This is a genomic window from Xanthomonas boreopolis, from assembly GCF_046529185.1.
In the GTDB taxonomy this organism is placed as follows: Bacteria; Pseudomonadota; Gammaproteobacteria; order Xanthomonadales; family Xanthomonadaceae; genus Pseudomonas_S; species Pseudomonas_S boreopolis.
In genome coordinates this window covers 2,629,569-2,653,938 of sequence record NZ_CP097162.1, presented here as the reverse complement: position 1 = coordinate 2,653,938, position 24,370 = coordinate 2,629,569, and the positions used below count along the sequence as shown (strand labels likewise).

Sequence of the window (24,370 nt, the reverse complement as noted above, 5' to 3'; positions counted from 1 at the left end):
ATGGAGACCGGATGCGAATGGGCCAGCAACGTCCTATCGATCGAGAGCGTCAAGAAACGCCTGCACCGCGGGCCCGAACCGCTCGAAATCGACCAGGAACGCGTCGTGTCCCTGCGGCGAGTCCAGCCCCAGGAACTGCGCCTCGGCGCCGCCCTGGCGCAGGCCTTCGGCGATCTGCTCCTGCTGCTGCACCGGGAACAGGATGTCGGTGTTGGCGCCGATCGCCAGCGCCTTGCCGACCTTGATCTTCGCCAGCCCGGCCAGCACGTCGCCGTCGGCGTACTCGGCCAGGTCGAACCAGTCCATGGAGCGGCTCAGGTAGAGATAGCAGTTGGGGTCGAAGAAGCGCACGAAGCGCCGCGCGTGGCCTTCCAGGTAGCTCTCGACCTGGAACTCCAGGCCGAACGGGTCGTCGTCGGCCTGGTCGGAATCCAGTCGCACGCGCCCGAAGCGCCCGTCCCATTCCAGGGCCGAGCGATAGGTGATGACGCCGAGCTTGCGCGCCATGCGCATGCCGTTCTCGGGGTAGCGGGTCTCGTCGTAGTCGCCGCCGTTCCAGTTCGGGTCCAGGCGGATCGCCTCGCGCTGCAGCGAGCGGATCGCGATCGAGAACGGCAGCGCCTGCGCGCTGCCCGAGATGTTGATGTGGCTGCGCGCGATGCCCGGGTGCCGCAGCAGCAGCGCCAGCGCGGTCATGCCGCCCATCGAGTTGCCGATCAGGCAGGCCAGCTGCTGGATGCCGAGCGCGCGCACCACCGAGGCCGCGGCATCGGCGACGTCCTCGATCGAAAGATCGGGAAAGGACAGCCGGTAGGGCCGGCCGGTCGCCGGGTCGATCGAGGCGGGCCCGGTCGAACCCTTGCACGCGCCGAGCGAGTTCACGCAGACCACGAACCAGCGATCGGTATCGATCGGCTTGCCGGGGCCGACCATCGCCTCCCACCAGCCGTTCTCCGGGTTGCCGGCGTTGCGCGCGGCATGCGCGTTCGGCGACAGGCCGGTGACGATCAGGATCGCGTTGCCGCGCCCGGCATCGAGTTCGCCCCAGGTCTCATAGGCGATGCGCGCGCCATGCAGCGCGCCGCCGCGCTTCATCGGGAAGGGCGAGGGCAGGGCGTGGAACTGGCTTCCGGGCGGGATGAATTCGGTCATCGGGAAATCTTAAACGGGACTGGGGGCTCGGGACTCGCGGAAGCGCGTCAAGGCCGGCCTTGATCTTCCGAGCCACCCGCCTGCAGTCCCGGGCCGCGGCCTTTGCCGATCACCAGTTCGACCGGCGCATCGGCCGGCAGCTTCACCCGCACCGGCGCCGATTCGATGTCGCCGTCCTGGCGCATGGCGTTGCCGCTGGCGGAGAGCCGCGCGAACACCTCGACTTCCGGCAGCGCCGACAGCTTCTGCGTCGGCATCGGGCCGTCGCCGTCGTCCAGCGTCGCCGTCAGCGGCAGTTCCTGCAGGGCGTGCTTCTCGACCGCCACCGGCATCGGCGGGCCGCCCGGGATGCGGGCGATCACGAACACGCTGGCATCGCCGCGCAGCCGCACGCGCGCGGCGAAATCGGGATCGAGCGCGACTTTCACGGCCAGGGCGCGCGGCGCCGGCGCGGCGGCATCGAGCGGCGGTTCGCCGGCCTCCTGGCGGGCCAGGTCGATCTGTTCCAGCAAGCCGGCGCGGGTGCCGGCGTCGACCTGGTCCAGCAGCGGTTCCCAGGTGCGCGCGGCCTGCGCCGGCTGGCCGGCCTGGCGCTGCGCCACGCCGAGGAACCAGCGGGCGCGCTGGTGGTCGGGTTGCAGCGCCAGGGCGTGCTCGAGCCACTGCACGGCGGTGGTGTCCAGGCGCTGGCCGGAGGCGGCCTGCATGCGCGACTGCGCCGCGGCGACCAGCACCTCGGGCTGGTCCGGCGCCAGTTCGCGCGCGCGCGCGAACGCATCGCGCGCCTCGGCGAAGCGCTGCTGGTTCATCAGCGAACGGCCCAGCAGCAGCCAGCCTTCGACCTGGCGGGGATCGCGCCGCAGCGCCTCGCGCAGCTGCGCGATGGCCTCGTCCAGGCTGCGCGGCGTATCGGCCTGGACGGGTACGGCGTCCACGGCCGCCGGCGTGCCGACCAGGCGATACATGGCCAAACAGGCGAGGCCGAGCAGCGCCACGCCCGCCAGCACCACGCCGCGCGATTGGCGCCACAGCGGCCAGAGCACCGCGCCAAGGGTGGCGGCCACGAGGACGGCGGCGATGCAGGAGAACAGCGGCATCACCACTCCTGCTCGTCGCCGGCCGGCGGCACGCGCCCATCGCGGTGGCGCCGGACCATGCGCAGCACGGTCGCGCCGCCGATCAGCAGCAAGGCCAGCGGGCCGAACCACAGCACCCAGGTGCGCCGCTCGAGCTGCGGGCGGTACAACACGAACTCGCCGTAGCGCTCGACCAGGAACTGCTTGATCTGCGCGTCGCTGCGGCCGCGCTGCATCAGGTCGAGCACCTCGCGGCGCAGGTCCTGGGCGATTTGCGCGTTGGAATCGGCCAGCGATTGGTTCTGGCACTGTACGCAGCGCAGCTCGGCGGTCAGTGCGTGGAAGCGCGCCTCCTCGGCGGCGCTGCGATAGTGCAGCGGCGTCGGGTCGCCGAGCGGTTCGGCCAGGGCCGGCGCGGCCAGCAGCGCGAGCAGCAACAAGGCCTTCTTCATTGCGCGGTGCGGGCGGCAGGCGGAGGGGGCGCCGCGGTGCGTTCGGCCTTCTCCAGCGCCGGCAGCAATTGCTTGCGGATCACCTCGTCGGTGAGCGCGCCGCTGTACTTCCAGCGCACGATGCCGTTGCCGTCCACCAGGAAGGTCTCCGGCGCGGCGGCCACGCCCCAGTCGATCGCGGTGCGGCCCTCGGGATCGAACAGCACCAGCAGGTACGGATTGCCGAGCTGTTCCAGCCAGCGCAGCGCCTCGTCGCGGTCGTCCTTCCAGTTGTAGCCGACCACCCGCACGCGCTTGCTCAGGGCGAAGCGGCTCAGCACCGGATGCTCCACCTGGCAGGCCGGGCACCAGCTGCCCCAGACGTTGAGCACGTACGGCGCGCCGAGCAGGTCGCGGGCGTGCACGCGGGTGTCGGGCTCGTGCAGCAACGGCAGGTCGAAGTCGGGGGCGCGCTTGCCGATCAGTGCCGACGGCAGCGCATCGCGGTCGCCATCGCCGGAGCGCTTCACGGCGTAGGCCAGCAATGCCGCCAGGGCGAGGAACGCCAGCACGCCGGCGACGATCGCGGCGGTCGGCAGGCGGCGGGGGCTTGTATCGGACATCAGGACTTCTCCGGGGTACGGCGGAACCGCCGGTCGGCCGCGGTCACCAGGCCGCCCAGCGCCATCAGCAGCGCGCCCAGCCAGATCCACCGCACGAACGGCTTGAGGTGGGCGCGTACCGCCCAGGCATCGTTGCCCAGCGGTTCCCCCAGCGCAACGTAGATGTCGCCGGACAAGCCAGGGTGGATGCCGGCCTCGGTCATCACCTGGCCGCCGCTGGCGTAGCGGCGCTTCTCCGGGTGCAGGGTGGCGACCACGCGGTCGTCGCGCAACACGCTGAGCGTGGCGCGGTCGGACAGGTAGTTCGGGCCCTGCCGCTCGTCGAGGCGGTCGAAGCGCAGTTCGTAGCGGCCCAGCGGCAGCGACTGGCCCGGCCCGAGCGCGACCTCGCGCTGCACGCTCAGCGCCTCGACCAGCAGCGCGCCGGCCAGGAACACCGCGATGCCGCCGTGCGCCAGGCACATGCCCAGCATCTCGGGGGTCAGGCGGCGGCCCTGCGCCTGCCAGCGGCTGGCGACGAAGCGCAGCGTGCCGAACATCACCCAGGCCGCGCCGAGCACGCCGAAGGCCGCCTTGAGCCGGCCCTGCGGCGCCACGAACCAGGCCAGGCAGGCCGCGACCAGGGCCAGCAGCGCCCACGGCAGCAGCATCGCCAGCGGCCGCGAAGCCTGCTCGCGCTGCCAGCGCGTCAGCGGGCCGAACGGCACCAGCGCCACCAGCGGCGCCATCAGCAGCACGAACAGCGTGCCGAAGTAGGGCGGGCCCACCGAGATCTTGCCGAGTTCCAGCGCGTCGGCCAGCAGCGGGTAGAGCGTGCCCAGCAGCACCATCGCGCAGGCACAGCTCAGCAGCAGGTTGTTGACCAGCAGCAGCGTCTCGCGCGAGGAACCGGCGAAGCGCGCGCGCGCCGCATCGGCCGGGTTCTCCAGGCGCGGCGCACGCAGCGCGTACAGCAGCAGCGAACCGCCCACCACCAGCAACAGGAACACCAGGATGAACAGCCCGCGCGAAGGGTCGGCGGCGAAGGAGTGCACGCTGGTCAGCACGCCCGAGCGCACCAGGAACGTGCCCAGCAGCGACAGCGCGAACGCGGCGATCGCCAAGAGCAGCGTCCAGCCGGCGAAGCTGCCGCGCTTCTCGGTCACCGCCTGCGAGTGCAGCAAGGCCGTGCCGGCCAGCCATGGCATGAAGCTGGCGTTCTCGACGGGGTCCCAGAACCACCAGCCGCCCCAGCCCAGCTCGTAGTAGGCCCACCAGCTGCCCAGCGCGATGCCGAGGGTCAGGAGGGCCCAGGCGACGTTGGTCCAGGGCCGCGTCCAGCGCAGCCATTGCGCATCGATGCGGCCTTCCAGCAGCGCGGCGATCGCGAACGCGAACGGCACGGCAAAGCCGACGTAGCCGGCGTAGAGCATCGGCGGGTGGACGATCAGCCCGGGATCCTGCAGCAGCGGGTTGAGATCGCCTCCTTCGACGGGCGCGGGCAGCAGCCGCGCGAACGGATTTGAGGTGAACAGCAGGAAGGCCAGGAAGCCGAGGCTGACGATCGCCATCACCCCCAGCACCCGCGCGACGACGCGCTCGGGCAGGCGGCGCGACGCCAGCGCCACCGCCGCCGTCCACAGCCCCAGGACCAGCGTCCACAGCAGCAGCGAGCCTTCGTGCGCGCCCCAGACCGCCGAGTAGCGGTAGACCAGCGGCAGCAGCGAGTTGGAGTTCTCGGCGACGTAGCGCACCGAGAAGTCCTGCGTCACGAACGCGTGCGTCAGCACGCCGAACGCGCCGGCCAGCAGCGCCAATTGCGCGAAGGCCGCCGGCCGCGCCACCGCCATCCACGCCGCATTGCCGCGCTGCGCGCCGGCCAGCGGCAGCACCGCCTGCAACAAGGCGACCAGCAGGGCGAGGATCAGCAGGATGTTGCCGAGTTCAGGAAGCATCGGAGAGCCGGGCCCCGGGAACATCAAGAGCGGCTGCCATGCGGCCGGCGCCGCTTCCACGGGTCCCGGCCTTCACGGCGCCGCCCCCATCTGGTGCTTCTTGTGCGCCGCGCCCATCTTGTCGGCCACTTCCTTGGGCATGTAGGTCTCGTCGTGCTTGGCCAGGACGTCCTCGGCGACGAATACCCCGTCCCGCATGCGCCCGGTGGCGACTACCGCCTGGCCCTCGCGGAACAGGTCCGGCAGGATCCGGTCGTAGCTCACCGGCAATTGCGCATCGCCGTCGGTGACGCGGAAATGCGCCTGCAGCGAACCGGGTGCGCGCTGGAACGAGCCCTTCTCGACCATGCCGCCGAGCCGGAACCTGGCCTGTTCGCCGGCCTCGCCGCGCAGCACTTCGGAAGGCGTGTACAGATAGGCGACGTTGCGCTGCAACGCCATCGCCACCAGCGTGGTCGCCAGCCCGCCGGCGAACACCAGCACCAGCACCCACAGCAGGCGCCTGCGCCGTACCGGGTTCATCGTACCAGCTCCGCATCGGCGGACGCGGCGGCCTGGCCGCGCCGGCGCGCGCCGCGCGCCCTGGCCTGCCGCAGCGCCCGCCGCACCTGCCAGCGCGCCGCCAGCGCCTCCCACAGCAATACCAGCGCGAACACCGCGTAGGCGGCGATCACATACGGCAGGTAGCTCATGCGCGTTCCTCCGCCAGCTTGGCCACCCAGTCCTTGCCGGCCTCGCGGCGCAGGTTGTCGGCGCGCGCGCGCACCAGCAGCGAGCCGGCGAACCAGAACTTGGTGGCGAACACCATCAGCCACAGCGGGGGCAGCATGCTCGGGTCCATGCTCGATTCCCCGAACAGGCGGATGGTCTGGCCCTGGTGCAGCGAGTTCCACCACACCACCGAGTAGCGGATCACCGGCAGCAGGGCCACGCCGACGATGGCCAGCAGGCCGGCCGCGCGGGCGGCGTTGCGATGGTCGTCGATGACCTGGTACAGGCCGATCACGCCCAGGTAAAGGAACAGCAGGATCAGCTCGGTGGTCAGGCGCGGGTCCCAGTCCCACCAGGTGCCCCACATGGGCTTGCCCCAGATGCTGCCGGTGAGCAGGGTGACGAGGGTGAAGGCGGCGCCGATCGGGGCGCAGGCCATGGCCAGTATCTCGCACAGCTTGATGCGCCAGATGAGGGCGATGGCCGCGTACAGCGCCATCAGGCCGAACACGAACAGGCTCATCCAGGCGCTGGGCACGTGGATGTAGAGGATGCGGAAGCTGTCGCCCTGCTGGTAGTCGGCCGGGACCACGAACAGGGCCTGCCACAGGCCCAGGCCCAGCAGCACCAGCGCGGCGGCGTAGCACCACGGTGCCCAGCGCCGGGCGAAACGGTCGAAGAACGGGGGCGAACCGAGTTGGTGGAACCAGCGGACGACGAGGTTCATGCGATGGCGGTGGGCTCTCGGTGTTGTCTTGGGTTCCGGTCAACTCAACGAAATGCGGATCGCGGCGGCGGCCGCCAGCGGCGCCAGCACCAGTCCTGCGACCAGCCCGGCCCCGAGCAACAGCAACGCGCCCACGGCATCCTGTCCCTGCGCGCTGGCGGCGACGCTGCCGGCGCCGAACACCAGCACCGGCACGTACAGCGGCAACGCCAGCAACGCCACGAGAATACCAGAGCGTTTCATGGTGACGGTCAGGGCCGCCACCACGGCGCCGAGGAGGCTCAGCAGCGGCGTGCCCAGCGCCAACGATGCCAGCAGCATCGGCAACCGGTCATGCGGCAGGTGCAGCAATTCCCCGAGCAGCGGCGTGGCCACGATCAGCGGCAGCGCGCTGGTGGCCCAGTGCAGCAGCACGCGCACCAGGATCAGCCAGGACAACGGCACCGGCGCGAGCAGCCATTGCTCCATCGAGCCGTCCTCGACATCGCCGCGGAACAGCGAGTCAAGCGACAGCAGCCCGGCCAGCAGCACGGCGAGCCACATCACCGCCGGCGCCGCCTGCGCCAGCAGTTCCGGGCGCGTGCCCAGGCCGAGCGCGAACAGCACCACGATCAGCAGCGCGAACAGCGCCGGCTGCAGGGCGTCGCCGCGGCGCCGCCACAACAGCCTGAGGTCGCGCGCGACCAGCGCCCGCGAGGCCTGCCACAACGACGGGGTGGGCGAGGGCACGCTCATGCGGCACCTCCCAGCACCAGCATGCGGGTGCGCACCGGCGGCGCGGCGTAGGCGCCGTGCGTGGTGACCAGCGCACCGCCGCCGCTGCGCAGGTGCGCCGAGATCATGCGGTTGACCAGGTTGATGCCGTCCAGGTCGAGGTTGGCGTACGGCTCGTCCAGCAGCCACAGCGGTGTCGGCGACAGCCACAGCCGGGCCAGCGCCAGGCGCTTCTTCTGCCCGGCCGAGAGCTGGCGCACCGGCGTGTCCTCGTAGCCGGCGAGCCCGGCGATCGCCAGCGCGCTGCCGGGCATCTGCTTGGTGCGGCGGCCGTGCAGGCCGCACAGGAAGTGCAGGTTCTCCAGCGTGGTCAGGTCGGCCTTGAGGCCGGGCAGGTGGCCGAGATAGGCGATGAAACGGCTGCGGTCGCCGCGCTTGGCCGGCCTGCCGTCGATCTCGATCCGGCCCGACTCCAGGTGCAGCAGCCCGGCCAGCAGGCGCAGCAGCGTGGTCTTGCCGGCGCCATTGTCGCCCTGGACCAGCAATGCCTCGCCGGCATCGACATGGAAATCGATCGGGCCGAACACCGGCTCCTCGTTGCGAGCGAAGGCCAGCGCATGCGCGGCAAGCAGGGGCGGCGCGGAGTACAGCGGATCGGTCATCGGTGAGTGGCGCCGGGCAGGGCGGAAGGCGGGCGGCATTGTAGCCGGGGATTCCTTCTCCCTGCGGGAGAAGGTGGCGCGTCCCCTCACCCCGACCCTCGCTTCGCGCCCCGGCCCAAGCCAGCGGCGTGGGCACTCAAAGGCACGCACGCCAGTGGCGTGCAAGCCATGCCTCCTCGCCCCACCGGGAGAGGGGCTAAACTCGCGATCCCACGTCTCCTGGATCGCGCGATGCCCCTGACGACCAAGCTGCCCAAGGTGGGCACCACCATCTTCACCGTGATGTCGCAACTGGCGGCCGAGCACGGCGCGGTCAATCTCGGCCAGGGCTTTCCCGATTTCGCGGTGCCGCAGCGGCTGGTCGACGAACTGGACGCGGCGATGCGCGCCGGCCACAACCAGTACCCGCCGATGACCGGCGTGGCGCCGCTGCGCCAGGCGATCGCCGGCAAGGCCTTGCGCTGCTACGGCGCGCAGGTGGACGCCGATGCCGAGATCACCGTGACCAGCGGCGCCACCGAGGCGATCTTCAACGCCATCCACGCGGTGGTGCGCCCGGGCGAGGAAGTGATCGTGCTCGACCCGGCCTACGACTGCTACGAGCCGGCGATCGACCTGGCCGGCGCGCGCGCCGTGCACGTGCCGCTGGATCCGCGCACCTTCGCGCCGGACTGGGCCAGGGTCCAGGCCGCGATCACGCCGAAGACCCGGCTGCTGATGATCAACAGCCCGCACAATCCGTCCGGCGCGATGTTCTCCGCCGACGACATGCGCACGCTGGCCGACCTGCTGCGCGGCACCGACATCTTCCTGGTTTCCGACGAGGTCTACGAACACATCGTGTTCGACGGCCGCCGCCACGAGTCGGTACTGCGCTGGCCGGAGCTGCGCGAGCGCGCCTTCGTCGTTTCCAGCTTCGGCAAGACCTACCACTGCACCGGCTGGAAGATCGGCTACGCGATCGCCCCGCCGGCGCTGACCGCCGAATTCCGCAAGGTCCACCAGTACAACACCTTCGCGACCTTCGCCCCGGCCCAGCATGCGTTCGCCGCGATGATCCGCGACGAGCCGGAGCACGACGAACGGCTGGGGGCGTTCTACCAGGCCAAGCGCGACCGTTTCCGCGAGCAACTGCTGGGGACCCGGCTCAAGCCGTTGCCGGTGCCGGGCGGTTACTTCCAATTGGTCGACTACTCTGCGGTCAGCGACCTGCCGGACACCGAGTTCGCGAAGTGGCTGACGATCGAGAAGGGCGTCGCCGCGATTCCGTTGTCGCCGTTCTACGAGGCGCCGCCGCAGGGCCAGCGCCTGGCGCGGCTGTGCTTCGCCAAGAACGAGGCGACGCTGGATGCGGCGATCGAGCGGTTGAAGAAGCTGTGATGGGTGATTCGTGATTGGTGATTCGAAAGAGCAGAATCACCATCAGCCATCGCGCTTCCGCTTTTCCGAATCACGAATCACGAATCACGAATCACGGCTCCCATGAACGACTTGCGCATTTCCCTCGTCCAGGGCGACACCCGCTGGCACGATCCGGCCGGCAACCGCGAGCACTACGCCGCGCTGCTGGCGCCGCTGGCGGGCACGACCGACCTGGTGATCCTGCCGGAAACCTTCACCAGCGGTTTTTCCAACGATGCCATCGAGCGGGCCGAGGGCATGGACGGGCCGACCGTGGCCTGGATCCTGGAGCAGGCCGCGCGCCTGGACGCGGCGGTCACCGGCAGCGTGCAGCTGCGCACGCCCGCGGGCGTGTTCAACCGGCTGCTGTTCGCCACGCCGGACGGGACGCTGGCCCACTACGACAAGCGCCACCTGTTCCGCTACGCCAACGAGCACCAGCGCTATGCCGCCGGTCGCGACCGGCTGACCGTGGAATGGAAGGGCTGGCGGATCAATCCGCAGGTCTGCTACGACCTGCGCTTCCCGGTGTTCTGCCGCAACCGCTTCGATGTGGAGCGGCCGGGGCAGCTCGACTTCGACCTGCAGGTCTTCGTCGCCAACTGGCCTTCGGCGCGGGCCTATGCCTGGAAGACCTTGCTGCGCGCGCGGGCGATCGAGAACCTGTGCTACGTCGCCGCGGTCAACCGGGTCGGCATCGACGGCAACCAGTTGCACTACGCCGGCGACAGCGCGGTGATCGACTTCCTCGGCCAGCCGCAGCTGGAAATCCGCGAACGCGAGCAGGTGGCGACCACCACGATCTCCGCCGCGGCGCTGGCCCAGCACCGCGAGCGCTTCCCGGCCATGCTGGACGCGGACGCGTTCGAGCTGGGCTCCGCCAACGCCGATCGCTGAACGGAACCACGCCGTCCGGCCCCGCGTTGTCGCGGCCCGGAGGGCGGCACTGCTAACCTCGCCGCCGTGTTCACACCAGGACGTTTCCCGTGACCAAGACCCTGAGCCTGATCGCGCTGCTGGCCGCGGCCTCGTTGGCCCCGCAGGCGCGCGCCGCGGGCAACATCGACTGCGAGCTGCGCTTCAACCTGTCCGGCTGGTCGATCTTCTACAAGACCGCCAACGGCACCGGCACCATCACCTGCGACAACGGCGCCAGCATCCCGGTGAAGATCGTCGCCAAGGGCGGCGGGCTGACCGTCGGCAAGTCCAAGATCGTCAACGGCAAGGGCAAGTTCACCGGCGCCTACAGCCTCAACGACCTGATCGGCACCTACGGCGGCGCCGAAGTGCACGCCGGCGCGGTCAAGTCGAGCAATGCGCAGGTGGTGACCAAGGGCGACATCTCGCTGGCCCTGGCCGGTACCGGCGAAGGCTGGGACCTGGGCGTCGGCTTCGGCAAGTTCGTGATCTCGCGCCGCTGAGCCGGGCCGGGCGGCTTCCGCCCGCGTCGCTCCCCAAAGGAAAAACGCCCCCGGAGGGGCGTTTTTTCGTGGCCTGGATCCGGCCTCCGGCTCAACCGCCGCGTGGACCGCGGCGCGGACCGGTGTTGCCGCCGGGACCGCGGCCGCCCGGGCGGTTGCCGCGCGGGCCACCCGGGCCGCGATTGCCGCCACCGGGACGCCCGCCGCCCGGACGGGCGGCGCCGTACGGGCTCAGGCCCGGCGTGGCGTGGTCGGACGGGAAGCTCGGCGCGTTGCCCGGATGCCCGTACGGGTGCTTGCGCTGGCCCTGGCCGGTGCCTGCGCCTGCGCCGCCGCGGGCCTGGCCCGGGCGCCCGGCGCCGGGGCCTTTCGGCTTGCCGTAGGGACGGCCCTGGCCGCCCGGGCCGGCATTGCGATGCCCGCTCGGGCCGGTGCTGACGCCTTCCGGCACGTACCAGCTGCGGAACGCGGCCGGATTGCCCTCGGGCAGGCTGCGGTCGCCCTTGGGCTTGCGCTGCTTGAACGGCTTCTGCGACTGCTTGGCCGCGGCCTCGCCGGTGACGGTCAGGCCGCCCTTGAAGCCGCCCTTGCCGCGACCGCGGCCGCGATCCTCGCGCACGTTGTCGAAGCGGCGCAGTTCGCGGCCTTCGTCGGCGGTGTTGTGGCCGTTGACGTAGGCGCCGGCGCTGCGGCCGCCGGCGACGTGCACGGTGGCCTTGGCGGCGCGGCGCTGGCCGATCACCGGCTGCAGGGTCAGCGCCGACGGCGCGCCTTCCTCCAGCTTCAGTTCGGCGCGCAGCGCCTCGACCTGCGCGCTCGGCAGTTCCACGGAGTGGCCGCGCAGCAGCTCGCGCGGCAGCGCGATCTTGCCGTAGCGGGTGCGCTTGAGCCGGCTGACCTGGCAACCCTGCGACTCCCACAACCGGCGCACCTCGCGGTTGCGGCCTTCCTTGACCACCACGCGGAACCAGTCGTGCGAGTCGGTGCCGCCGATGCGCTCGATCTCGTCGAACTTGGCCGGGCCGTCTTCCAGCGCCACGCCGCGCGCGAGGCGGTCGACGATGTTGTCCGGCACCTTGTCCTGGCCTTCCGGCGCACGCACGCGCACCACGTACTCGCGCTCGACCTCGAAGGAGGGATGCATCATCGCGTTGGCAAGCTCGCCGTCGGTGGTGAGCAGCAGCAGGCCGGTGGTGTTGATGTCGAGGCGGCCGATCGCGATCCAGCGCGCGCCCTTGAGCGCCGGCAGCGCCTCGAAGATGGTCGGGCGGCCTTCCGGGTCCTCGCGCGTGGTCACTTCGCCTTCGGGCTTGTTGTAGATCAGCACGCGCGCCGGCTCGGTCAGGGCGCTGGCGACGAAGCTGCGGCCGTCCAGTTCGATCCTGTCGCCGCTCTTGACCGACATGCCGGTCTGCGCGACCTCGCCGTTGACCTTGACCAGGCCGTCGGCGATGCGCTGCTCGAGCGCGCGGCGCGAGCCCAGCCCGGCCTGGGCGAGCACCTTGTGCAGGCGCTCTTCGAGCTTGGAATGTTCGGGGGCGCTGTCGCGCTTGAGCGAGAGTTTGTTCAACGACAGCTTGCGGGTGGTGTCACTCATTGTTCTGGCTCCGGCCGGCGTTTTCCTCGTCGGCCTCTGGTTCTGGATCGGCTTCGTCAACAGCCACGGTCGTCGTCGCGACGGCGTTGTCTTCGTCTTCGTTCACGTCTGCCGCGCGCTCGCCCGGCGCGGCTTCGGGTTCGCCCTGGCGGGCGTCGTGTTCTTGGTCTTGCGATGCGTCTTGTTGCGATGCGTCCTGCGGGCCCGGGGCGTCGTCGCCGCCGACGTCGTCGTTGGCGCTCGCATCCCCGGGCGGCGAGGCGCTCGCGGCGAGCGGCGCGGCCGGCTGGCCTTCGGCGTCGAGCGGCAGTTCCGGGTCCAGCTCGCCGATGTCCTTCAGTTCCGACAATGGCGGCAGCTGGTCCAGGCTCTTGAGCCCGAAGTAGTCCAGGAACGCCTTGGTGGTGCCGAACAGCGCCGGCTTGCCGGGCACGTCGCGGTGGCCGACCACGCGGATCCACTCGCGTTCCTCCAGCGCCTGGATGATGTTGCTGCTCACCGTCACGCCGCGCACCTGCTCGATCTCGCCGCGGGTGATCGGCTGGCGGTAGGCGATCAGCGCCAGCGTTTCCAGCGTAGCGCGGGTGTAGCGGGTCTTGCGCTCGGTCCACAGCCGCGAGACCCAGGCGTGCACGTCGGACTTGACCTGGAAGCGGAAGCCGGAGGCGACCTCGACCAGTTCCACGCCGCGCTCGGCGCAGCCTTCGCGCAGCAGCTCCAGCGCGCGCGCCACGCTGCCGGGGGGCGCGGGCTCGTCCTCGGGGAACAGCTCGTTCAACTGGGCCAGGGTCAGCGGCTGGTGGCTGGCCAGCAGCGCGGCCTCGACGATACGGGTGATCAGCTGTTGGTCCATGGTTGCTCAGGTCGACACGGCGGGTTCGTCGCTGTCGTCGAACTCGCTCGAGAACTGCAAGGGCTCGTTGGTGTTGTTCAACGCCAGCGACTTGACGTAGATCGGGGCCAGCGGCGCTTCCTGGACGATGTCCAGCAACTGCTCCTTGGCCAGCTCCAGCAGCGCCAGGAAAGTGACCAGCACGCCGAGCTTGCCTTCCTCGGCGGTGAACAGCGTCTCGAACCGGTAAAACTTGCCGTCGCCCAGCCGGCTCAGCACGTCGCCCATGCGCTGGCGCACGCTCAGCGCCTCGCGCTTGATGGCATGGCCCGAGAACAGCTCGGCGCGCTTGAGCACGTCGTACAGCGCCAGCAGCATCTCCTTGAGCTCGACCGGCGGCGGCAGCTTGATCGCGGCACGGTCCGGCACGTGGGCATGCGCCGGGGTGGTGTCGCGGTCCTGGCGGGGCAGGGCGTCGATGTCCTCGGCGGCCTGCTTGAAGCGTTCGTACTCCTGCAACCGGCGCACCAGCTCGGCACGCGGGTCCTCTTCCTCGCCCTCGGCGCTGGGCGGCCGCGGCAGCAGCATCCGCGACTTGATCTCGGCCAGGATCGCGGCCATCACCAGGTACTCGGCCGCCAGTTCGAAGCGCAGCTCCTGCATCACGTTGATGTAGTCCACGTACTGCCGGGTGATCTCGGCGACGGGGATGTCGAGGATGTCGAGGTTCTGGCGGCGGATCAGGTACAGCAGCAGGTCGAGCGGGCCTTCGAAGGCATCGAGGATGACCTCGAGCGCGTCCGGCGGGATGTACAGGTCCTGCGGGATCTGCAGCAACGGCTGCCCATGCACCAGCGCCAGCGGCATTTCCTGCTGCTGCGGCGGGCTCGGCGATGTCGGGGCAGTCGCGTCGGACGCGAGTTCGGAGGTCATCAGCTCGGATCGGTGTTGCGTTGCGCAGCCGCTGCGGACCCGGTCCGGCGCGGCCTTTCGTATCTCGTTGCAATCCCTGTCACGCCGGACAGGCGTGATTCCACACAACAAACCAGCACGACGCGCCCATCGGCACGACGGCATGACAGCTCTGAAGAGGTCGTCTAGCGCGGCGATCCGGTGTCGGGCGAATCGGTCGTCGGGGCGGGCGGGGCCGGGAGCCGACGGGCCGCCTGTATCCAGCCGCGTGCAGTGAAGCCAAGGGTAATGCGTGGCGATGGCCGGTGTCTAGGGGCGCCCTGGACCTCGAACAGGTGGCGTTGGGCCTGGAGACCCGGACCTGGCCTTGTCCGGCCAGGTCCGGGCGATGCCGGGCTTAGAATGTCCGCCGTTCCATGTGCGGAGTACGGGCAAGCTGATGTGGTACGTGATCGAAGGGTATGACGGCGAGCGGGCGCTCGAGGGCCGCAGGACGGCGCGGCCGGCGCATCTGGAGCGCCTGAAGCAGTTGCAGGCGGAAGGCCGGTTGCTGGTGGCCGGGCCCTGTCCGGCGATCGATGCCGAGGATCCGGGCGACGCCGGTTTCAGCGGCAGCGTGGTGATCGCCGAGTTCCCTTCGCTGGAGGCGGCGCGCGCCTGGGCGGACCAGGACCCGTACGTGGCCGCCGGCGTCTACGTGCGCGTCTACGTGCGCCCGTTCCGCAAGGCGCTGCCATGAGCCCGCGCGAAGCGCGCATCCGCGCCGCGCTGGAGGCGGCGTTCGCGCCGGTCGAGCTCGAAGTGGAGGACGACAGCCACCGTCACGCCGGCCATGCCGGCGCGCGCGACGGCCGCGGGCATTTCAACGTGCGCATCCGCAGTGCCGCCTTTGCCGGCATGACGCCGCTGGCGCGGCACCGGGCGGTGTATGCCGCCCTCGGCGAGATGATGCAGACCGACATCCATGCCCTGGCGATCGACGCGGCACCGCCGGCGTGAGGAGGGCGATGTCCCGGGACATCGAGGGGCCAGGAATGCCTGGATTTTTGTTGCGATGCAGCGAATGTGAAGGCCGGGTGACGAACTTCCAAGTAACTGAAATTTAAGATTTCCGCGGGCTGCGTCGGAAAACCGGCGGCCCCGGGTTTCCTAAACGGCTTGAAAACGATTACAGTCCGCCCGGTTTCATGCAGTCTCGGCCGCGGAGGGCGGTACGTTGACCAGAGCTACGATCACCATCAAAGACGTGGCACGCGAGGCCAAGGTCTCGGTCGCCACCGTGTCGCGGGCCTTGAACGGGCATACCAACGTGGCCGAGCCGGTGCGCCAGCACGTCCAGGCGGTGGCCGAGCGACTGCGCTACAGCCCGCACGCGGCCGCACGCAGCCTCAGCAGCCGGCACACCCAGACCATCGGCGTGGTGCTGCCCGACCTGTACGGCGAGTTCTTCTCCGAGCTGGTCCGCGGCATCGACGGGGTGGCGCGGGCGCGCCGCCAGCACCTGCTGGTCTCCAGCTACCACGGCAACCAGGACGAGCAAGGCCAGGCGCTGCGCGCCATGCGCGGGCGCGTGGACGGCTTGCTGGTGCTCTCGCCCTACGCGGAGAACCCGGGCTTCCTGACCGCCAACCTGCCGCCGGCGCTGCCGACCGTGCTGATCAATACCCGCCTGCCGGACGAGCAGTACCCGGTGCTGAGCATCGACGACCATGCCGGCGCCGTGGCGATGACCGAGCACCTGCTCGCGGCCGGCCACCGGCGCATCGCCTTCATCGCCGGCCCGGAATCCAACTTCGACGCGCGCGAGCGCCTGCGCGGCTTCCGCGACGCGATCGCCGCGCACGATGGCGAAGCATCGGGCATCGAGCTGCCGGGCGATTTCGACGAGGCGTCCGGCTACCGCGCCGGGCAGGCCTTGCTCGCGAGCGGTCCGCTGCCCGACGCGGTGTTCGCCGCCAACGACATGATGGCGCTGGGGTGCCTGTACGCGCTGACCCATGCCGGCGTGCGCGTGCCGGCCGACGTCGCCCTGGCCGGTTTCGACGACATCCCGCTGGCCCGCTTCGTTCATCCGCCCTTGACCACGATGCAGGTCAGCATCGCGGAACTGGGGGGGCAGGCGATGACCCGCCTGCTCGCCCTGATCGACCACCCAGGCGCGGTCGACAGACAGCGCCAAACCCTCGTTCCCGCGCTGATCGTGAGGGAATCCTGCGCATCGAGGTGACGTTTGCCGCGCCGGCGCCGGGTTTCCGCGTCGCAGGCGCTTTTTTCAGGCGGCCTTGCCGCCTTTGCCGGTAGTTGGGGAACCGTATCCACGCCGTAACCAGGAATCGAACCCCGGGAGGGTCAGAAATGGCAGATCAACGAAATACCGAAGCAGGACGACCATCACGCAGGCTGCTTGCCTGCGCATTGGCCAGTTGCCTGGCGCTGGCGGCCGCGCCGGCTTTCGCGCAGAGCACCGCGGCGACCATCCGCGGCCAGGTCACGGCCGATTCGGCCGCCGCCATGGACGCCAGGGTGACCGCCACCAACGTGGCCACCGGCCTCAGCCGCACCGTCCAGGTCGGCGCCGGCGGCGGCTATGCGGTGGCGGGCCTGCCGCCGGGCACCTACCGCGTCGAAGTGCAGTCCGCGGGCGGCAGCAACAGCCAGACCATCACCGTGCAGGTCGGCCAGACCGCGACGTTGAACCTGGGCGTGGGCGGCGTGGCCGCCAATGCCGGCGGCGGAGCGGCCACCACGCTCGATACGGTGCAGGTCACCGCGCCGTTGGCGGTGGAGACCAAGACCTCCGAGGTGGCCACCTACGTCACCACGCGCCAGATCGAGGCGCTGCCGCAGACCTCGCGCAACTTCCTGGCGTTCGCCGACACCGTGCCGGGCATGCGCTTCGAGACCAGCCCGAGCGACGGATCCACCCGGCTGCAGTCCGGCGCGCAGAGCGCGAACAACATCAACGTGTTCATCGACGGCGTGGGCCAGAAGAACTACGTGCTGGCCGGCGGCATCACCGGGCAGGATTCCAGCCGCGGCAACCCGTTCCCGCAGCTGGCGATCGGCGAGTACAAGGTCATCACCTCCAACTACAAGGCCGAGTACGACCAGCTGAGCAGCGCGGCGGTGTCGGCGGTGACCAAGTCGGGCACCAACGAATTCAAGGGCAGTTTCTTCTGGGACTACGCCAACACCGACATGCGGGCGACCCGGGAGACCGAGAAGGAGCAGGGCGGCAAGGACCGCTCCAAGGACGAGCAGTACGGCTTCGCGTTCGGCGGCCCGATCGTCAAGGACGTGGCGCACTTCTTCGTGACCTACGAGGGCAAGGACTACACCGCGCCCAAGGACGTCGTTCCCGGCCAGGGCTACAGCGTGTCCGACCTGCCGTCGTTCCTGCAGTCCTCGGTCCGCAACAGCTCGGTGCCGTTCCACGAGGACCTGTACTTCGGCAAGATCGACTGGTCGATCGGCGAGAACAACCTGCTGGAGCTCACCGCCAAGCGCCGCGAGGAGACCGACCTCAGCAATGTCGGCGACCAGAACACCGAGTCGTACGCGACCGACAACAAGGTGGACGAGACGCGCATCGACCTGCGCTGGCAGTTGACCGCCGGCGACTGGCTCAACGACGCCCACCTGACCTACGAGAAGGCCTTCTGGTCGATGGAGCCGAAGAACTTCGGCGCCGGCTACGTGCTGACCGACGGCGAGGGCAACACCGGCAACGTGATCCTGGCGACCGGCGCCGGCTCGGGCGGCTACCAGCGCAAGGGCCAGCAGGGCCATTCGTTCCAGGACGACCTGACCTTCACCGGCTGGGAAGGGCACACGCTGAAGATGGGCGTGAAGTACAAGCAGGTGGACCTGAAGACGCTCGAGCAGCAGCCCTACAACCCGCAGTTCTACTACGACATCGGCGACAGCACGTCGGTCCCGTACTACGTCAGCTTTTCCTCCGGCATCACCGGTACCAGCCAGGGCCAGCTGAGTTCCAAGAACAAGCAGTTCGGCATCTACTTCCAGGACGACTGGGAAGTGACCGACCGGCTGACGCTCAACCTGGGCGTGCGCTGGGACTACGAGAAGACGCCGAGCTATCTCGACCACGTGACCGATCCGGACGTGGTCGCGGCGATCTACGGCCAGGACCCGAACGCCCCGGCCGGACAGACCTACGCGCAGACGCTGGCGCTGGGCGGGATCGATATTTCCAACTACATCAGCGACGGCAGCAGCCGGCATGCGTTCAAGGATGCCTGGCAGCCGCGCCTCGGCTTCTCCTACGACCTGTCGGGCGACGAGAAGCACGTGCTGTTCGGCGGCGCGGGACGCGCCTACGACCGCGACCTGTTCGACTACCTGGCGCTGGAGCAGACCAAGGCCACCTACGGCAGCTACGGCTTCAGCATCGACACGGCCGGGCACCCGTGCACCGTGGGCAGCGGCACCTGCCTGGCCTGGGACGAGTCGCTGCTGCAGCAGTCCACGCTCGATGCGCTGGTGGCGGGCAACTCGGCCGTCGGGCGCGAGGTCGACCTGCTGTCCAACAACCTCAAGGTGCCGTATTCGGACCAGTTCAGCATCGGCATCCGCGACACGTTCCGGATGTTCGGCTACGACTGGAACAGTTCGGTGACGCTGCAGCGCATCGTGTCCAAGGACGGCTTCGTGTTCCTGCTGGGCAACCGCCTGCCGGACGGCAGCTTCTTCGAGCCGGGCACCATCTCCGGGCCGCCGTGGAACAACGGCGTGCCGGGATACGGCTCGCTGATCCTGGGCACCAACGGGCTGGAGACGCGCAACAACTCGCTGCTGCTCAGCCTGGAGAAGCCGTACACGAACGAGTCGCCCTGGAGCCTCAACATCGCCTACACCTACAGCAACGCCAAGGAGAACCGCCAGTTCGGCGAGCACTACGCGCTGGACTACCCGACGCTCTCGGACTACGGCTGGTTCACCTCGAGCGGCGTGGCGCGCCACCGCCTGGTGGTGAGCGGCGTCGCCGACGGGCCGTGGGGCACCACGTTCTCCGGCAAGCTGACCCTGTCCACGCCGGAGTACTACTACACCGACTATTGCCCGGTCGGCGTGGACGGCCAGTGCCGCATCCGCCAGTTCCATCCGGACACGACGCTGGGCTTCAAGCAGCTCGACCTGGCGGCGCAGAAGGTGTGGGACACCGGCTCGAACATCAAGCTGCGGGCGCGGCTGGACGTGCTGAACGTCTTCAACTGGAAGAACTTCGACTCCTACAGCGTCGATTGGGACAACGGCACGGCCACCGGCTTCGACCAGTACGTGACCCGGACCGCCAAGCTTTCGTTCGGACTGGATTGGTAGTGCCGCGGCCGCGGTTGCGCTCCCGGGAGGACGCAACCGCGGCCGAGGATGTATCTTCTCGAAGGTTTTTGAAATCGATTACATGAGCGGGGTTTGATGAACAGGGGACTATTCTCGAAGTGGCTGGCGGTACCTTTGGTGGCGTGCCTGGGATTGGCGGCATGCCAACGCGAAGAATCGCAGCCGGCCAAGCCGCAACCTGCCAGGCCCCCCGTCATCCTGATCGAGGCCAACGTGCCGCCGCGCCCGCTCAAGCCCGAGTTGCCGCCGCTGTTCAGCGACATAGAACGGCGTACCTTCCAGTTCTTCTGGGACACCACCAACCAGGAGAACGGCCTGACGCCGGACCGCTACCCGTCGCGCCCGTTCGCCAGCATCGCCTCGGTGGGCTTCGCCCTGACCGCCTATCCGATCGGCATCGAGAACGGCTGGATCAGCCGCAACCAGGCGATCGACCGCACGCTGACCACGCTGAAGTTCTTCCGCGACGCGCCGATGGGGCCGCAGCGGGCGGGACGGGCCGGCTACAAGGGGTTCTACTACCACTTCCTCGACATGCAGCAGGGCCAGCGCTACAACAGCTGGGTCGAACTGAGCAGCGTGGACACCGCGCTGCTGATGATGGGCGTGCTGTTCGCGCAGTCGTACTACGACGGCGACGATCCGCGCGAGAAGGAGATCCGCGAGATCGCCGACGTGCTGTACAAGCGCGTGGACTGGGCCTGGATGCAGAAGCGCGCGCCGCTGGTGTCGATGGGCTGGTTCCCGGAAAGCGGCTTCATCAACCACGACTGGATGGGCTACAACGAGGCGATGATGCTGTACGTGCTGGCGCTGGGCTCGCCCACCCACGCGGTCGCCCCGGAAGCGTGGGAAGTGTGGACCCGCACGTACAACAACGACTGGGGCGTCTACCAGGGACAGGAGTACCTGTCGTTCGGCCCGCTGTTCGGCCACCAGTACAGCCATGTCTGGATCGACTTCCGCGACATCCAGGACCAGTACATGCGCGAGCGCGGCATCGACTACTACCTCAACAGCCGCCGCGCCACGCTGGCGCAGCGCGACTACGCCATCGAGAACCCGATGAAGTGGAAGGGCTACGGCGAGAACGTCTGGGGCCTGACCGCCAGCGACGGTCCGCAGAACACCAGCCAGGAATACCGCGGCGAGCAGCGCCAGTTCCGCCACTACTCCTCGCGCGGTGCCGGCCTGCGCGAGAACTTCGACGACGGCACGATAGCGCCGACCGCGGCGATCTCCTCGCTGCCGTTCGCGCCGGAGGTGGTGATCCCGGCCACGGTGGAGATGCACAAGCGCTACGGCGACTTCCTGTATTCCAGCTACGGCTTCCTGGACGCCTTCAACCCCAGCTTCAACTACGACATCCCGCTCAAGACCGGGCGGCTGATCCCGGACCGCGGCTGGGTGGCCAGCGACTACATCGCGATCGACCAGGGGCCGATCCTGGCCGGCATCGCCAATTACCGCGACGAGTTCGTCTGGACGGTGATGAAGAAGAACAAGTACATCCGCCGCGGCCTGGAACGCGCCGGCTTCACCGGCGGCTGGCTGACGCCGGAAGGCGAGTCGCAGCCGGCGCCGCAGAAGGACGAGGAGGCGGCCAAGGCACGCGCGCTGGGCATCGCCGAGTCGCGCGCGGCCGCGGCCGAGGCACAGGAGAACCCGGCCCAGCGCCAGCAGAAGCCCGAGTGACGCGTGGCCAGCATCCGTAACCTGATCGCTGCCGCGCTGCTGCTCGCCGCCACCGCCTGCAGCGGGCCGCCGCAGGGCGAGACCATCCGCTTCTGGGCGATGGGCCGCGAGGCCGAGGTCGTCAGCGGCCTGATCGACGACTTCGAGAAGGAGAATCCGGGCATCCACGTGGATGTGCAGGCGATCCCGATGACGGCCGCGCACGAGAAGCTGCTCACCGCCTTCGCCGCGGACGGCCTGCCGGACGTGTGCCAGCTCGGCAATACCTGGATCCCCGAGTTCGCGCTGCTGGACACGCTCGAACCCCTGCAGCCGTACATCGACCGGTCCACGGTGGTCGACCCGAAGGACTACTTCCCGGGCATCTGGGATACCAACCTCATCGACGGGCAGGTGGTCGGCGTGCCCTGGTACGTGGACACGCGCCTGCTGTTCTATCGCAAGGACATGCTGCGCGAGGCCGGGGTGACCAGGCTGCCGGTGACCTGGGCCGAGTGGAACGACGCGATGGCCGCGGTGAAGAAGCACGTCGGTCCCGACCGCTACGCGATCCTGCTGCCGCTCAACGAGTTCGAGCAGCAGCTCTCGCTCGGCCTGCAGTTCGACGATCCGCTGCTGCGCGACCACGACAACTACGGCAACTTCCGCGGCCCCGGCTTCCGCAAGGCGCTGGCGTTCTACGCCAACATCTTCGAGCAGGGCTGGGCGCCGAAGATGTCGGAGACCCAGATCTCCAACGTCTGGGACGAATTCTTCGACGGCTTCTACGCCTTCTATCTGTCGGGCCCGTGGAACATCCGCGAGTTCGGCCTGCGCGAGCCGCCGGCGTTGAAGGGGCAGTGGGGCACGATGCCGCTGCCGGGCCCCAGCGGGCCGGGCGCGGGCATCGCCGGCGGCGCCAGCCTCGTGATCTTCCGTTCCTCCGAGCACAAGCAGGCGGCCTGGAAGCTGGTCGAGTTCCTGTCGCGGCCGCAGGTGCAGGCGCGCTTCCACGCGCTGATCGGCGACCTGCCGCCGCGCCGCAGCACCTGGGACGCTCCCTCGCTGGCCAACGACGAACTGGCCAAGGCGTTCCGCGAGCAGCTGGAACGGGCCAAGCCGACGCCCAAGGTGCTGGAATGGGAGCGGATCGTGCAGGAGATGCGGCTGGTGACCGAGCGGGTGGTGCGCGGCGGCGAGCCGCAGGACAAGGCCGTGGAAGAACTGGACAGGCGCGTGGACGAGATCCTGGCCAAGCGGCGCTGGATCTATGCGCAGGAACATCCGTCGCCGGCCACCGGGGAGGCACGGCCATGAGGCGCAGCTCGCTGGCCGGCTGGGTCTTCGCCGGCCCGGCCCTGATCGTGATCGGCGTGTTCTTCGGCCTGCCGGTGCTGTCGGCGCTGGCGCTGAGCGTCACCGACTTCGACCTCTACGCGCTCGCCGACGCCAGCCACCTGCGCTTCATCGGGCTGGGCAACTACATCGACCTGCTGCAGACGCCGATGTTCTGGAAGTCGTTGTGGAACACCACGTACTTCGTGGTCGTCGGCGTGCCGCTGTCGATCGCGGTGTCGCTGGGCGCGGCACTGCTGCTCAACGCGCCGGCGGCCCGCTTCAGGGCGCTATTCCGCACCGCGCTGTTCGCGCCGGTAGTGACCACGCTGGTGGCGGTGGCGGTGATCTGGCGCTACCTGTTCCACACCAGCTACGGCCTGGTGAACTGGGCGCTCGGCCACCTGGGCATCCCGCCGGTCGATTGGCTCGGCGACCCGGCCTGGGCGATGCCGACCATCATGCTGTTCGCGGTGTGGAAGAACTTCGGCTACAACATGGTGATCTTCCTGGCCGGCCTGCAGGCGATCCCGCACGACCTGTACGAGGCCGCGCGCATCGACGGCGCCAACAAGCGGCAGCAATTCCTGCACATCACCCTGCCGCAGCTGGGCCCGGTGCTGCTGGTGGTCAGCGTGATCACCGTCTCCGGCTATTTCCAGCTGTTCGCCGAACCGTACGTGATGACCCGCGGCGACCCGCTGCAGAGCACGGTCAGCGTGCTGTACTTCATGTTCGAGGAAGGCTTCAAGTGGTGGAACCTCGGTCGCGCGTCGGCGGTCGCGTTCCTGCTGTTCCTCATCATCCTGGCGGTGACGACGGTGATGCTGCGGCTCGGCCGCAAGAAGGAGTTCCTGTGAGTCCCTCGCAAAAGCGGCGCACGTCCATGTGCGCGGGTCCTTTTTCATGAGCCGGGAAGTGGGCCAATCGCGCTGGAACGGCGTGCTCGTGAACGGGGGGCTGGCGCTGATCGCGCTGGTCAGCCTGGCGCCGTTGCTCTGGATGGTGTCGGTGTCGTTCATGCCGCGCGGCGAGGCCAGCCATTTCCCGCCGCCGCTGCTGCCTTCGCACGCCACGCTGGACAGCTACCGCGAGCTGCTGGCGCGCACCGGCATGGCGCGCAACTTCGCTAACAGCCTGCTGGTGTCGCTGTCGATCACGCTCGGCTCGCTGCTGGTCAACACCATGGCCGGCTACGCCTTCGCCAAGCTGCGCTTCGCCGGGCGCGAGCGGATCTTCCAGGTCCTGCTGGCGGCGCTGGTGATCCCCGCGCAGGTGGCGATGCTGCCGCTGTTCCTGCTGATGAAGCAGTTGCACCTGGTCAACAGCTTCGGCGGGGTGGTCGTGCCGGCGCTGGCGACGGTGTTCGGCATCTTCCTGGTCCGCCAGTACGCGCGCGGCATCCCTGACGAACTGCTGGAGGCGGCGCGCATCGACGGCGCGAGCGAGCTGCGGATCTTCTTCCAGATCGTGCTGCCGATGCTCAAGCCGGTCCTGGTGACCTTGACCATCTTCACCTTCATGGCCGCCTGGAACGACTTCATGTGGCCGCTGATCGTGCTGACCGACCAGGAGCACTACACCTTGCCGGTGGCGCTGGCGGCGCTGTCGCGCGAGCACATCATGGACGTGGAACTGATGATGGCCGGGGCGGTGGTGACGGTGATTCCGGTACTGTTGCTGTTCCTGGCGCTGCAGCGCTATTACATCCAGGGCCTGCTGCTGGGGAGCGTGAAGGGGTGAGAATGGCGCGGTTGGGGGCAGGGATGGCATGGACCTGGAGCGAAACGCGATGAGACGGTGG

The 24,370-nt window shown here is 69.4% G+C and carries 24 protein-coding genes; 11 read left to right on the top strand and 13 right to left on the bottom strand.

Annotation, left to right across the window (positions count from 1 at the left end):
• Positions 1 to 33 precede the first annotated feature (33 nt).
• From metX to ccmA, 10 genes are all read right to left on the bottom strand, one after another.
• The gene (metX, locus tag M3M27_RS11880) at positions 34 to 1,152 is read right to left on the bottom strand and encodes a homoserine O-acetyltransferase MetX (RefSeq protein WP_434025762.1); all 1,119 of its coding nucleotides are present in this window, start codon (positions 1,150 to 1,152) and stop codon (positions 34 to 36) included.
• A 47-nt stretch (positions 1,153 to 1,199) separates the two neighbouring features.
• The gene (locus M3M27_RS11875; protein WP_434025761.1) at positions 1,200 to 2,249 is read right to left on the bottom strand and encodes a tetratricopeptide repeat protein; all 1,050 of its coding nucleotides are present in this window, start codon (positions 2,247 to 2,249) and stop codon (positions 1,200 to 1,202) included.
• The gene (locus tag M3M27_RS11870) at positions 2,249 to 2,680 is read right to left on the bottom strand and encodes a cytochrome c-type biogenesis protein (protein ID WP_434025760.1); all 432 of its coding nucleotides are present in this window, start codon (positions 2,678 to 2,680) and stop codon (positions 2,249 to 2,251) included. Before M3M27_RS11870 ends, M3M27_RS11875 begins: the two co-directional genes overlap by 1 nt.
• Positions 2,677 to 3,282 carry a DsbE family thiol:disulfide interchange protein gene (locus M3M27_RS11865; RefSeq protein ID WP_434025759.1) on the bottom strand — a complete coding sequence of 202 codons (606 nt, stop codon included), beginning with the start codon at positions 3,280 to 3,282 and terminating at the stop codon, positions 2,677 to 2,679. The genes M3M27_RS11870 and M3M27_RS11865 overlap by 4 nt, the downstream gene beginning before the upstream one ends.
• A complete protein-coding gene (locus M3M27_RS11860) occupies positions 3,282 to 5,216 on the bottom strand; it encodes a heme lyase CcmF/NrfE family subunit (RefSeq protein ID WP_140720496.1) in 1,935 nt (644 codons plus the stop codon). Before M3M27_RS11860 ends, M3M27_RS11865 begins: the two co-directional genes overlap by 1 nt.
• 72 nt (positions 5,217 to 5,288) lie before the next feature.
• Positions 5,289 to 5,738, bottom strand: a complete 450-nt coding sequence (gene ccmE / locus M3M27_RS11855; protein WP_434025758.1) for a cytochrome c maturation protein CcmE — start codon at positions 5,736 to 5,738, stop codon at positions 5,289 to 5,291.
• Positions 5,735 to 5,908 (bottom strand): heme exporter protein CcmD, encoded by a 174-nt coding sequence (gene ccmD / locus M3M27_RS11850; protein ID WP_140720501.1) that lies wholly within the window; start codon positions 5,906 to 5,908, stop codon positions 5,735 to 5,737. The genes ccmE and ccmD overlap by 4 nt, the downstream gene beginning before the upstream one ends.
• The gene (locus M3M27_RS11845; protein ID WP_140720504.1) at positions 5,905 to 6,654 is read right to left on the bottom strand and encodes a heme ABC transporter permease; all 750 of its coding nucleotides are present in this window, start codon (positions 6,652 to 6,654) and stop codon (positions 5,905 to 5,907) included. The genes ccmD and M3M27_RS11845 overlap by 4 nt, the downstream gene beginning before the upstream one ends.
• Positions 6,655 to 6,693: 39 nt before the next feature.
• A complete protein-coding gene (ccmB, locus tag M3M27_RS11840) occupies positions 6,694 to 7,389 on the bottom strand; it encodes a heme exporter protein CcmB (protein WP_140720507.1) in 696 nt (231 codons plus the stop codon).
• Positions 7,386 to 8,030: a heme ABC exporter ATP-binding protein CcmA gene (gene ccmA, locus M3M27_RS11835; protein ID WP_434025757.1), complete on the bottom strand. Its 645-nt coding sequence runs from the start codon at positions 8,028 to 8,030 to the stop codon at positions 7,386 to 7,388. The genes ccmB and ccmA overlap by 4 nt, the downstream gene beginning before the upstream one ends.
• Positions 8,031 to 8,261: 231 nt before the next feature.
• On the opposite strand from ccmA, the gene M3M27_RS11830 reads away from it, so the two are divergent.
• The 3 genes from M3M27_RS11830 to M3M27_RS11820 all read left to right on the top strand — a co-directional run bounded on the left by M3M27_RS11830 (position 8,262) and on the right by M3M27_RS11820 (position 10,852).
• The gene (locus M3M27_RS11830) at positions 8,262 to 9,410 is read left to right on the top strand and encodes a pyridoxal phosphate-dependent aminotransferase (RefSeq protein WP_434025756.1); all 1,149 of its coding nucleotides are present in this window, start codon (positions 8,262 to 8,264) and stop codon (positions 9,408 to 9,410) included.
• A 102-nt stretch (positions 9,411 to 9,512) separates the two neighbouring features.
• Positions 9,513 to 10,328: an amidohydrolase gene (locus tag M3M27_RS11825; protein WP_140720516.1), complete on the top strand. Its 816-nt coding sequence runs from the start codon at positions 9,513 to 9,515 to the stop codon at positions 10,326 to 10,328.
• Between the two features lie 89 nt (positions 10,329 to 10,417).
• On the top strand, positions 10,418 to 10,852 hold the full coding sequence (locus M3M27_RS11820) for a hypothetical protein (RefSeq protein ID WP_140720518.1): 435 nt from the start codon (positions 10,418 to 10,420) through the stop codon (positions 10,850 to 10,852).
• A gap of 91 nt (positions 10,853 to 10,943) precedes the next feature.
• Here M3M27_RS11820 and M3M27_RS11815 read toward each other — a convergent pair whose 3' ends face one another.
• Genes M3M27_RS11815 through M3M27_RS11805 form a run of 3 tightly spaced genes read right to left on the bottom strand, consistent with a single transcriptional unit; the run spans position 10,944 to position 14,214 of the window.
• Positions 10,944 to 12,449, bottom strand: a complete 1,506-nt coding sequence (locus M3M27_RS11815; RefSeq protein WP_434025755.1) for a pseudouridine synthase — start codon at positions 12,447 to 12,449, stop codon at positions 10,944 to 10,946.
• Entirely contained in the window at positions 12,442 to 13,302 is an 861-nt protein-coding gene (gene scpB, locus M3M27_RS11810) for an SMC-Scp complex subunit ScpB (protein WP_140720522.1), read from the bottom strand. Before scpB ends, M3M27_RS11815 begins: the two co-directional genes overlap by 8 nt.
• A 6-nt stretch (positions 13,303 to 13,308) precedes the next feature.
• Complete coding sequence (locus M3M27_RS11805) at positions 13,309 to 14,214, bottom strand: segregation and condensation protein A (RefSeq protein ID WP_140720524.1); 906 nt, start codon at positions 14,212 to 14,214, stop codon at positions 13,309 to 13,311.
• A gap of 418 nt (positions 14,215 to 14,632) precedes the next feature.
• On the opposite strand from M3M27_RS11805, the gene M3M27_RS11800 reads away from it, so the two are divergent.
• The 8 genes from M3M27_RS11800 (at position 14,633) to M3M27_RS11765 (ending at position 24,309) form a co-directional block, all read left to right on the top strand.
• Complete coding sequence (locus M3M27_RS11800) at positions 14,633 to 14,932, top strand: YciI family protein (RefSeq protein WP_434028012.1); 300 nt, start codon at positions 14,633 to 14,635, stop codon at positions 14,930 to 14,932.
• Positions 14,929 to 15,192: a BolA family protein gene (locus M3M27_RS11795; protein WP_140720526.1), complete on the top strand. Its 264-nt coding sequence runs from the start codon at positions 14,929 to 14,931 to the stop codon at positions 15,190 to 15,192. Before M3M27_RS11800 ends, M3M27_RS11795 begins: the two co-directional genes overlap by 4 nt.
• Positions 15,193 to 15,409: 217 nt before the next feature.
• Complete coding sequence (locus M3M27_RS11790; protein WP_434025754.1) at positions 15,410 to 16,420, top strand: LacI family DNA-binding transcriptional regulator; 1,011 nt, start codon at positions 15,410 to 15,412, stop codon at positions 16,418 to 16,420.
• Positions 16,421 to 16,548: 128 nt separating this feature from the next.
• Positions 16,549 to 19,536, top strand: coding sequence for a TonB-dependent receptor (locus M3M27_RS11785; protein WP_434025753.1), 2,988 nt, complete (start codon positions 16,549 to 16,551; stop codon positions 19,534 to 19,536).
• Between the two features lie 96 nt (positions 19,537 to 19,632).
• Positions 19,633 to 21,252 carry a glucoamylase family protein gene (locus tag M3M27_RS11780; protein ID WP_434025752.1) on the top strand — a complete coding sequence of 540 codons (1,620 nt, stop codon included), beginning with the start codon at positions 19,633 to 19,635 and terminating at the stop codon, positions 21,250 to 21,252.
• A 21-nt stretch (positions 21,253 to 21,273) separates the two neighbouring features.
• Positions 21,274 to 22,548 (top strand): sugar ABC transporter substrate-binding protein, encoded by a 1,275-nt coding sequence (locus M3M27_RS11775; protein ID WP_434028011.1) that lies wholly within the window; start codon positions 21,274 to 21,276, stop codon positions 22,546 to 22,548.
• Entirely contained in the window at positions 22,545 to 23,426 is an 882-nt protein-coding gene (locus tag M3M27_RS11770) for a carbohydrate ABC transporter permease (protein WP_140720537.1), read from the top strand. Before M3M27_RS11775 ends, M3M27_RS11770 begins: the two co-directional genes overlap by 4 nt.
• 46 nt (positions 23,427 to 23,472) lie before the next feature.
• A complete protein-coding gene (locus tag M3M27_RS11765; protein ID WP_434025751.1) occupies positions 23,473 to 24,309 on the top strand; it encodes a carbohydrate ABC transporter permease in 837 nt (278 codons plus the stop codon).
• Positions 24,310 to 24,370: the final 61 nt, after the last annotated feature.

Bases quoted from the DNA above. Each gene is read 5' to 3' on its own strand.
- M3M27_RS11765 (WP_434025751.1), top strand. From the start codon at position 23,473: ATGAGCCGGGAAGTGGGCCAATCGCGCTGGAACGGCGTGCTCGTGAAC.
- M3M27_RS11805 (WP_140720524.1), bottom strand. From the start codon at position 14,214: ATGACCTCCGAACTCGCGTCCGACGCGACTGCCCCGACATCGCCGAGC.
- M3M27_RS11800 (WP_434028012.1), top strand. From the start codon at position 14,633: ATGTGGTACGTGATCGAAGGGTATGACGGCGAGCGGGCGCTCGAGGGC.
- M3M27_RS11845 (WP_140720504.1), bottom strand. From the start codon at position 6,654: ATGAACCTCGTCGTCCGCTGGTTCCACCAACTCGGTTCGCCCCCGTTC.
- M3M27_RS11875 (WP_434025761.1), bottom strand. From the start codon at position 2,249: ATGCCGCTGTTCTCCTGCATCGCCGCCGTCCTCGTGGCCGCCACCCTT.
- M3M27_RS11860 (WP_140720496.1), bottom strand. From the start codon at position 5,216: ATGCTTCCTGAACTCGGCAACATCCTGCTGATCCTCGCCCTGCTGGTC.
- M3M27_RS11780 (WP_434025752.1), top strand. From the start codon at position 19,633: ATGAACAGGGGACTATTCTCGAAGTGGCTGGCGGTACCTTTGGTGGCG.
- M3M27_RS11795 (WP_140720526.1), top strand. From the start codon at position 14,929: ATGAGCCCGCGCGAAGCGCGCATCCGCGCCGCGCTGGAGGCGGCGTTC.
- ccmB (WP_140720507.1), bottom strand. From the start codon at position 7,389: ATGAGCGTGCCCTCGCCCACCCCGTCGTTGTGGCAGGCCTCGCGGGCG.
- M3M27_RS11770 (WP_140720537.1), top strand. From the start codon at position 22,545: ATGAGGCGCAGCTCGCTGGCCGGCTGGGTCTTCGCCGGCCCGGCCCTG.
- M3M27_RS11785 (WP_434025753.1), top strand. From the start codon at position 16,549: ATGGCAGATCAACGAAATACCGAAGCAGGACGACCATCACGCAGGCTG.
- M3M27_RS11865 (WP_434025759.1), bottom strand. From the start codon at position 3,282: ATGTCCGATACAAGCCCCCGCCGCCTGCCGACCGCCGCGATCGTCGCC.
- ccmA (WP_434025757.1), bottom strand. From the start codon at position 8,030: ATGACCGATCCGCTGTACTCCGCGCCGCCCCTGCTTGCCGCGCATGCG.
- scpB (WP_140720522.1), bottom strand. From the start codon at position 13,302: ATGGACCAACAGCTGATCACCCGTATCGTCGAGGCCGCGCTGCTGGCC.
- M3M27_RS11830 (WP_434025756.1), top strand. From the start codon at position 8,262: ATGCCCCTGACGACCAAGCTGCCCAAGGTGGGCACCACCATCTTCACC.
- M3M27_RS11870 (WP_434025760.1), bottom strand. From the start codon at position 2,680: ATGAAGAAGGCCTTGTTGCTGCTCGCGCTGCTGGCCGCGCCGGCCCTG.
- ccmE (WP_434025758.1), bottom strand. From the start codon at position 5,738: ATGAACCCGGTACGGCGCAGGCGCCTGCTGTGGGTGCTGGTGCTGGTG.
- metX (WP_434025762.1), bottom strand. From the start codon at position 1,152: ATGACCGAATTCATCCCGCCCGGAAGCCAGTTCCACGCCCTGCCCTCG.
- M3M27_RS11825 (WP_140720516.1), top strand. From the start codon at position 9,513: ATGAACGACTTGCGCATTTCCCTCGTCCAGGGCGACACCCGCTGGCAC.
- M3M27_RS11815 (WP_434025755.1), bottom strand. From the start codon at position 12,449: ATGAGTGACACCACCCGCAAGCTGTCGTTGAACAAACTCTCGCTCAAG.
- ccmD (WP_140720501.1), bottom strand. From the start codon at position 5,908: ATGAGCTACCTGCCGTATGTGATCGCCGCCTACGCGGTGTTCGCGCTG.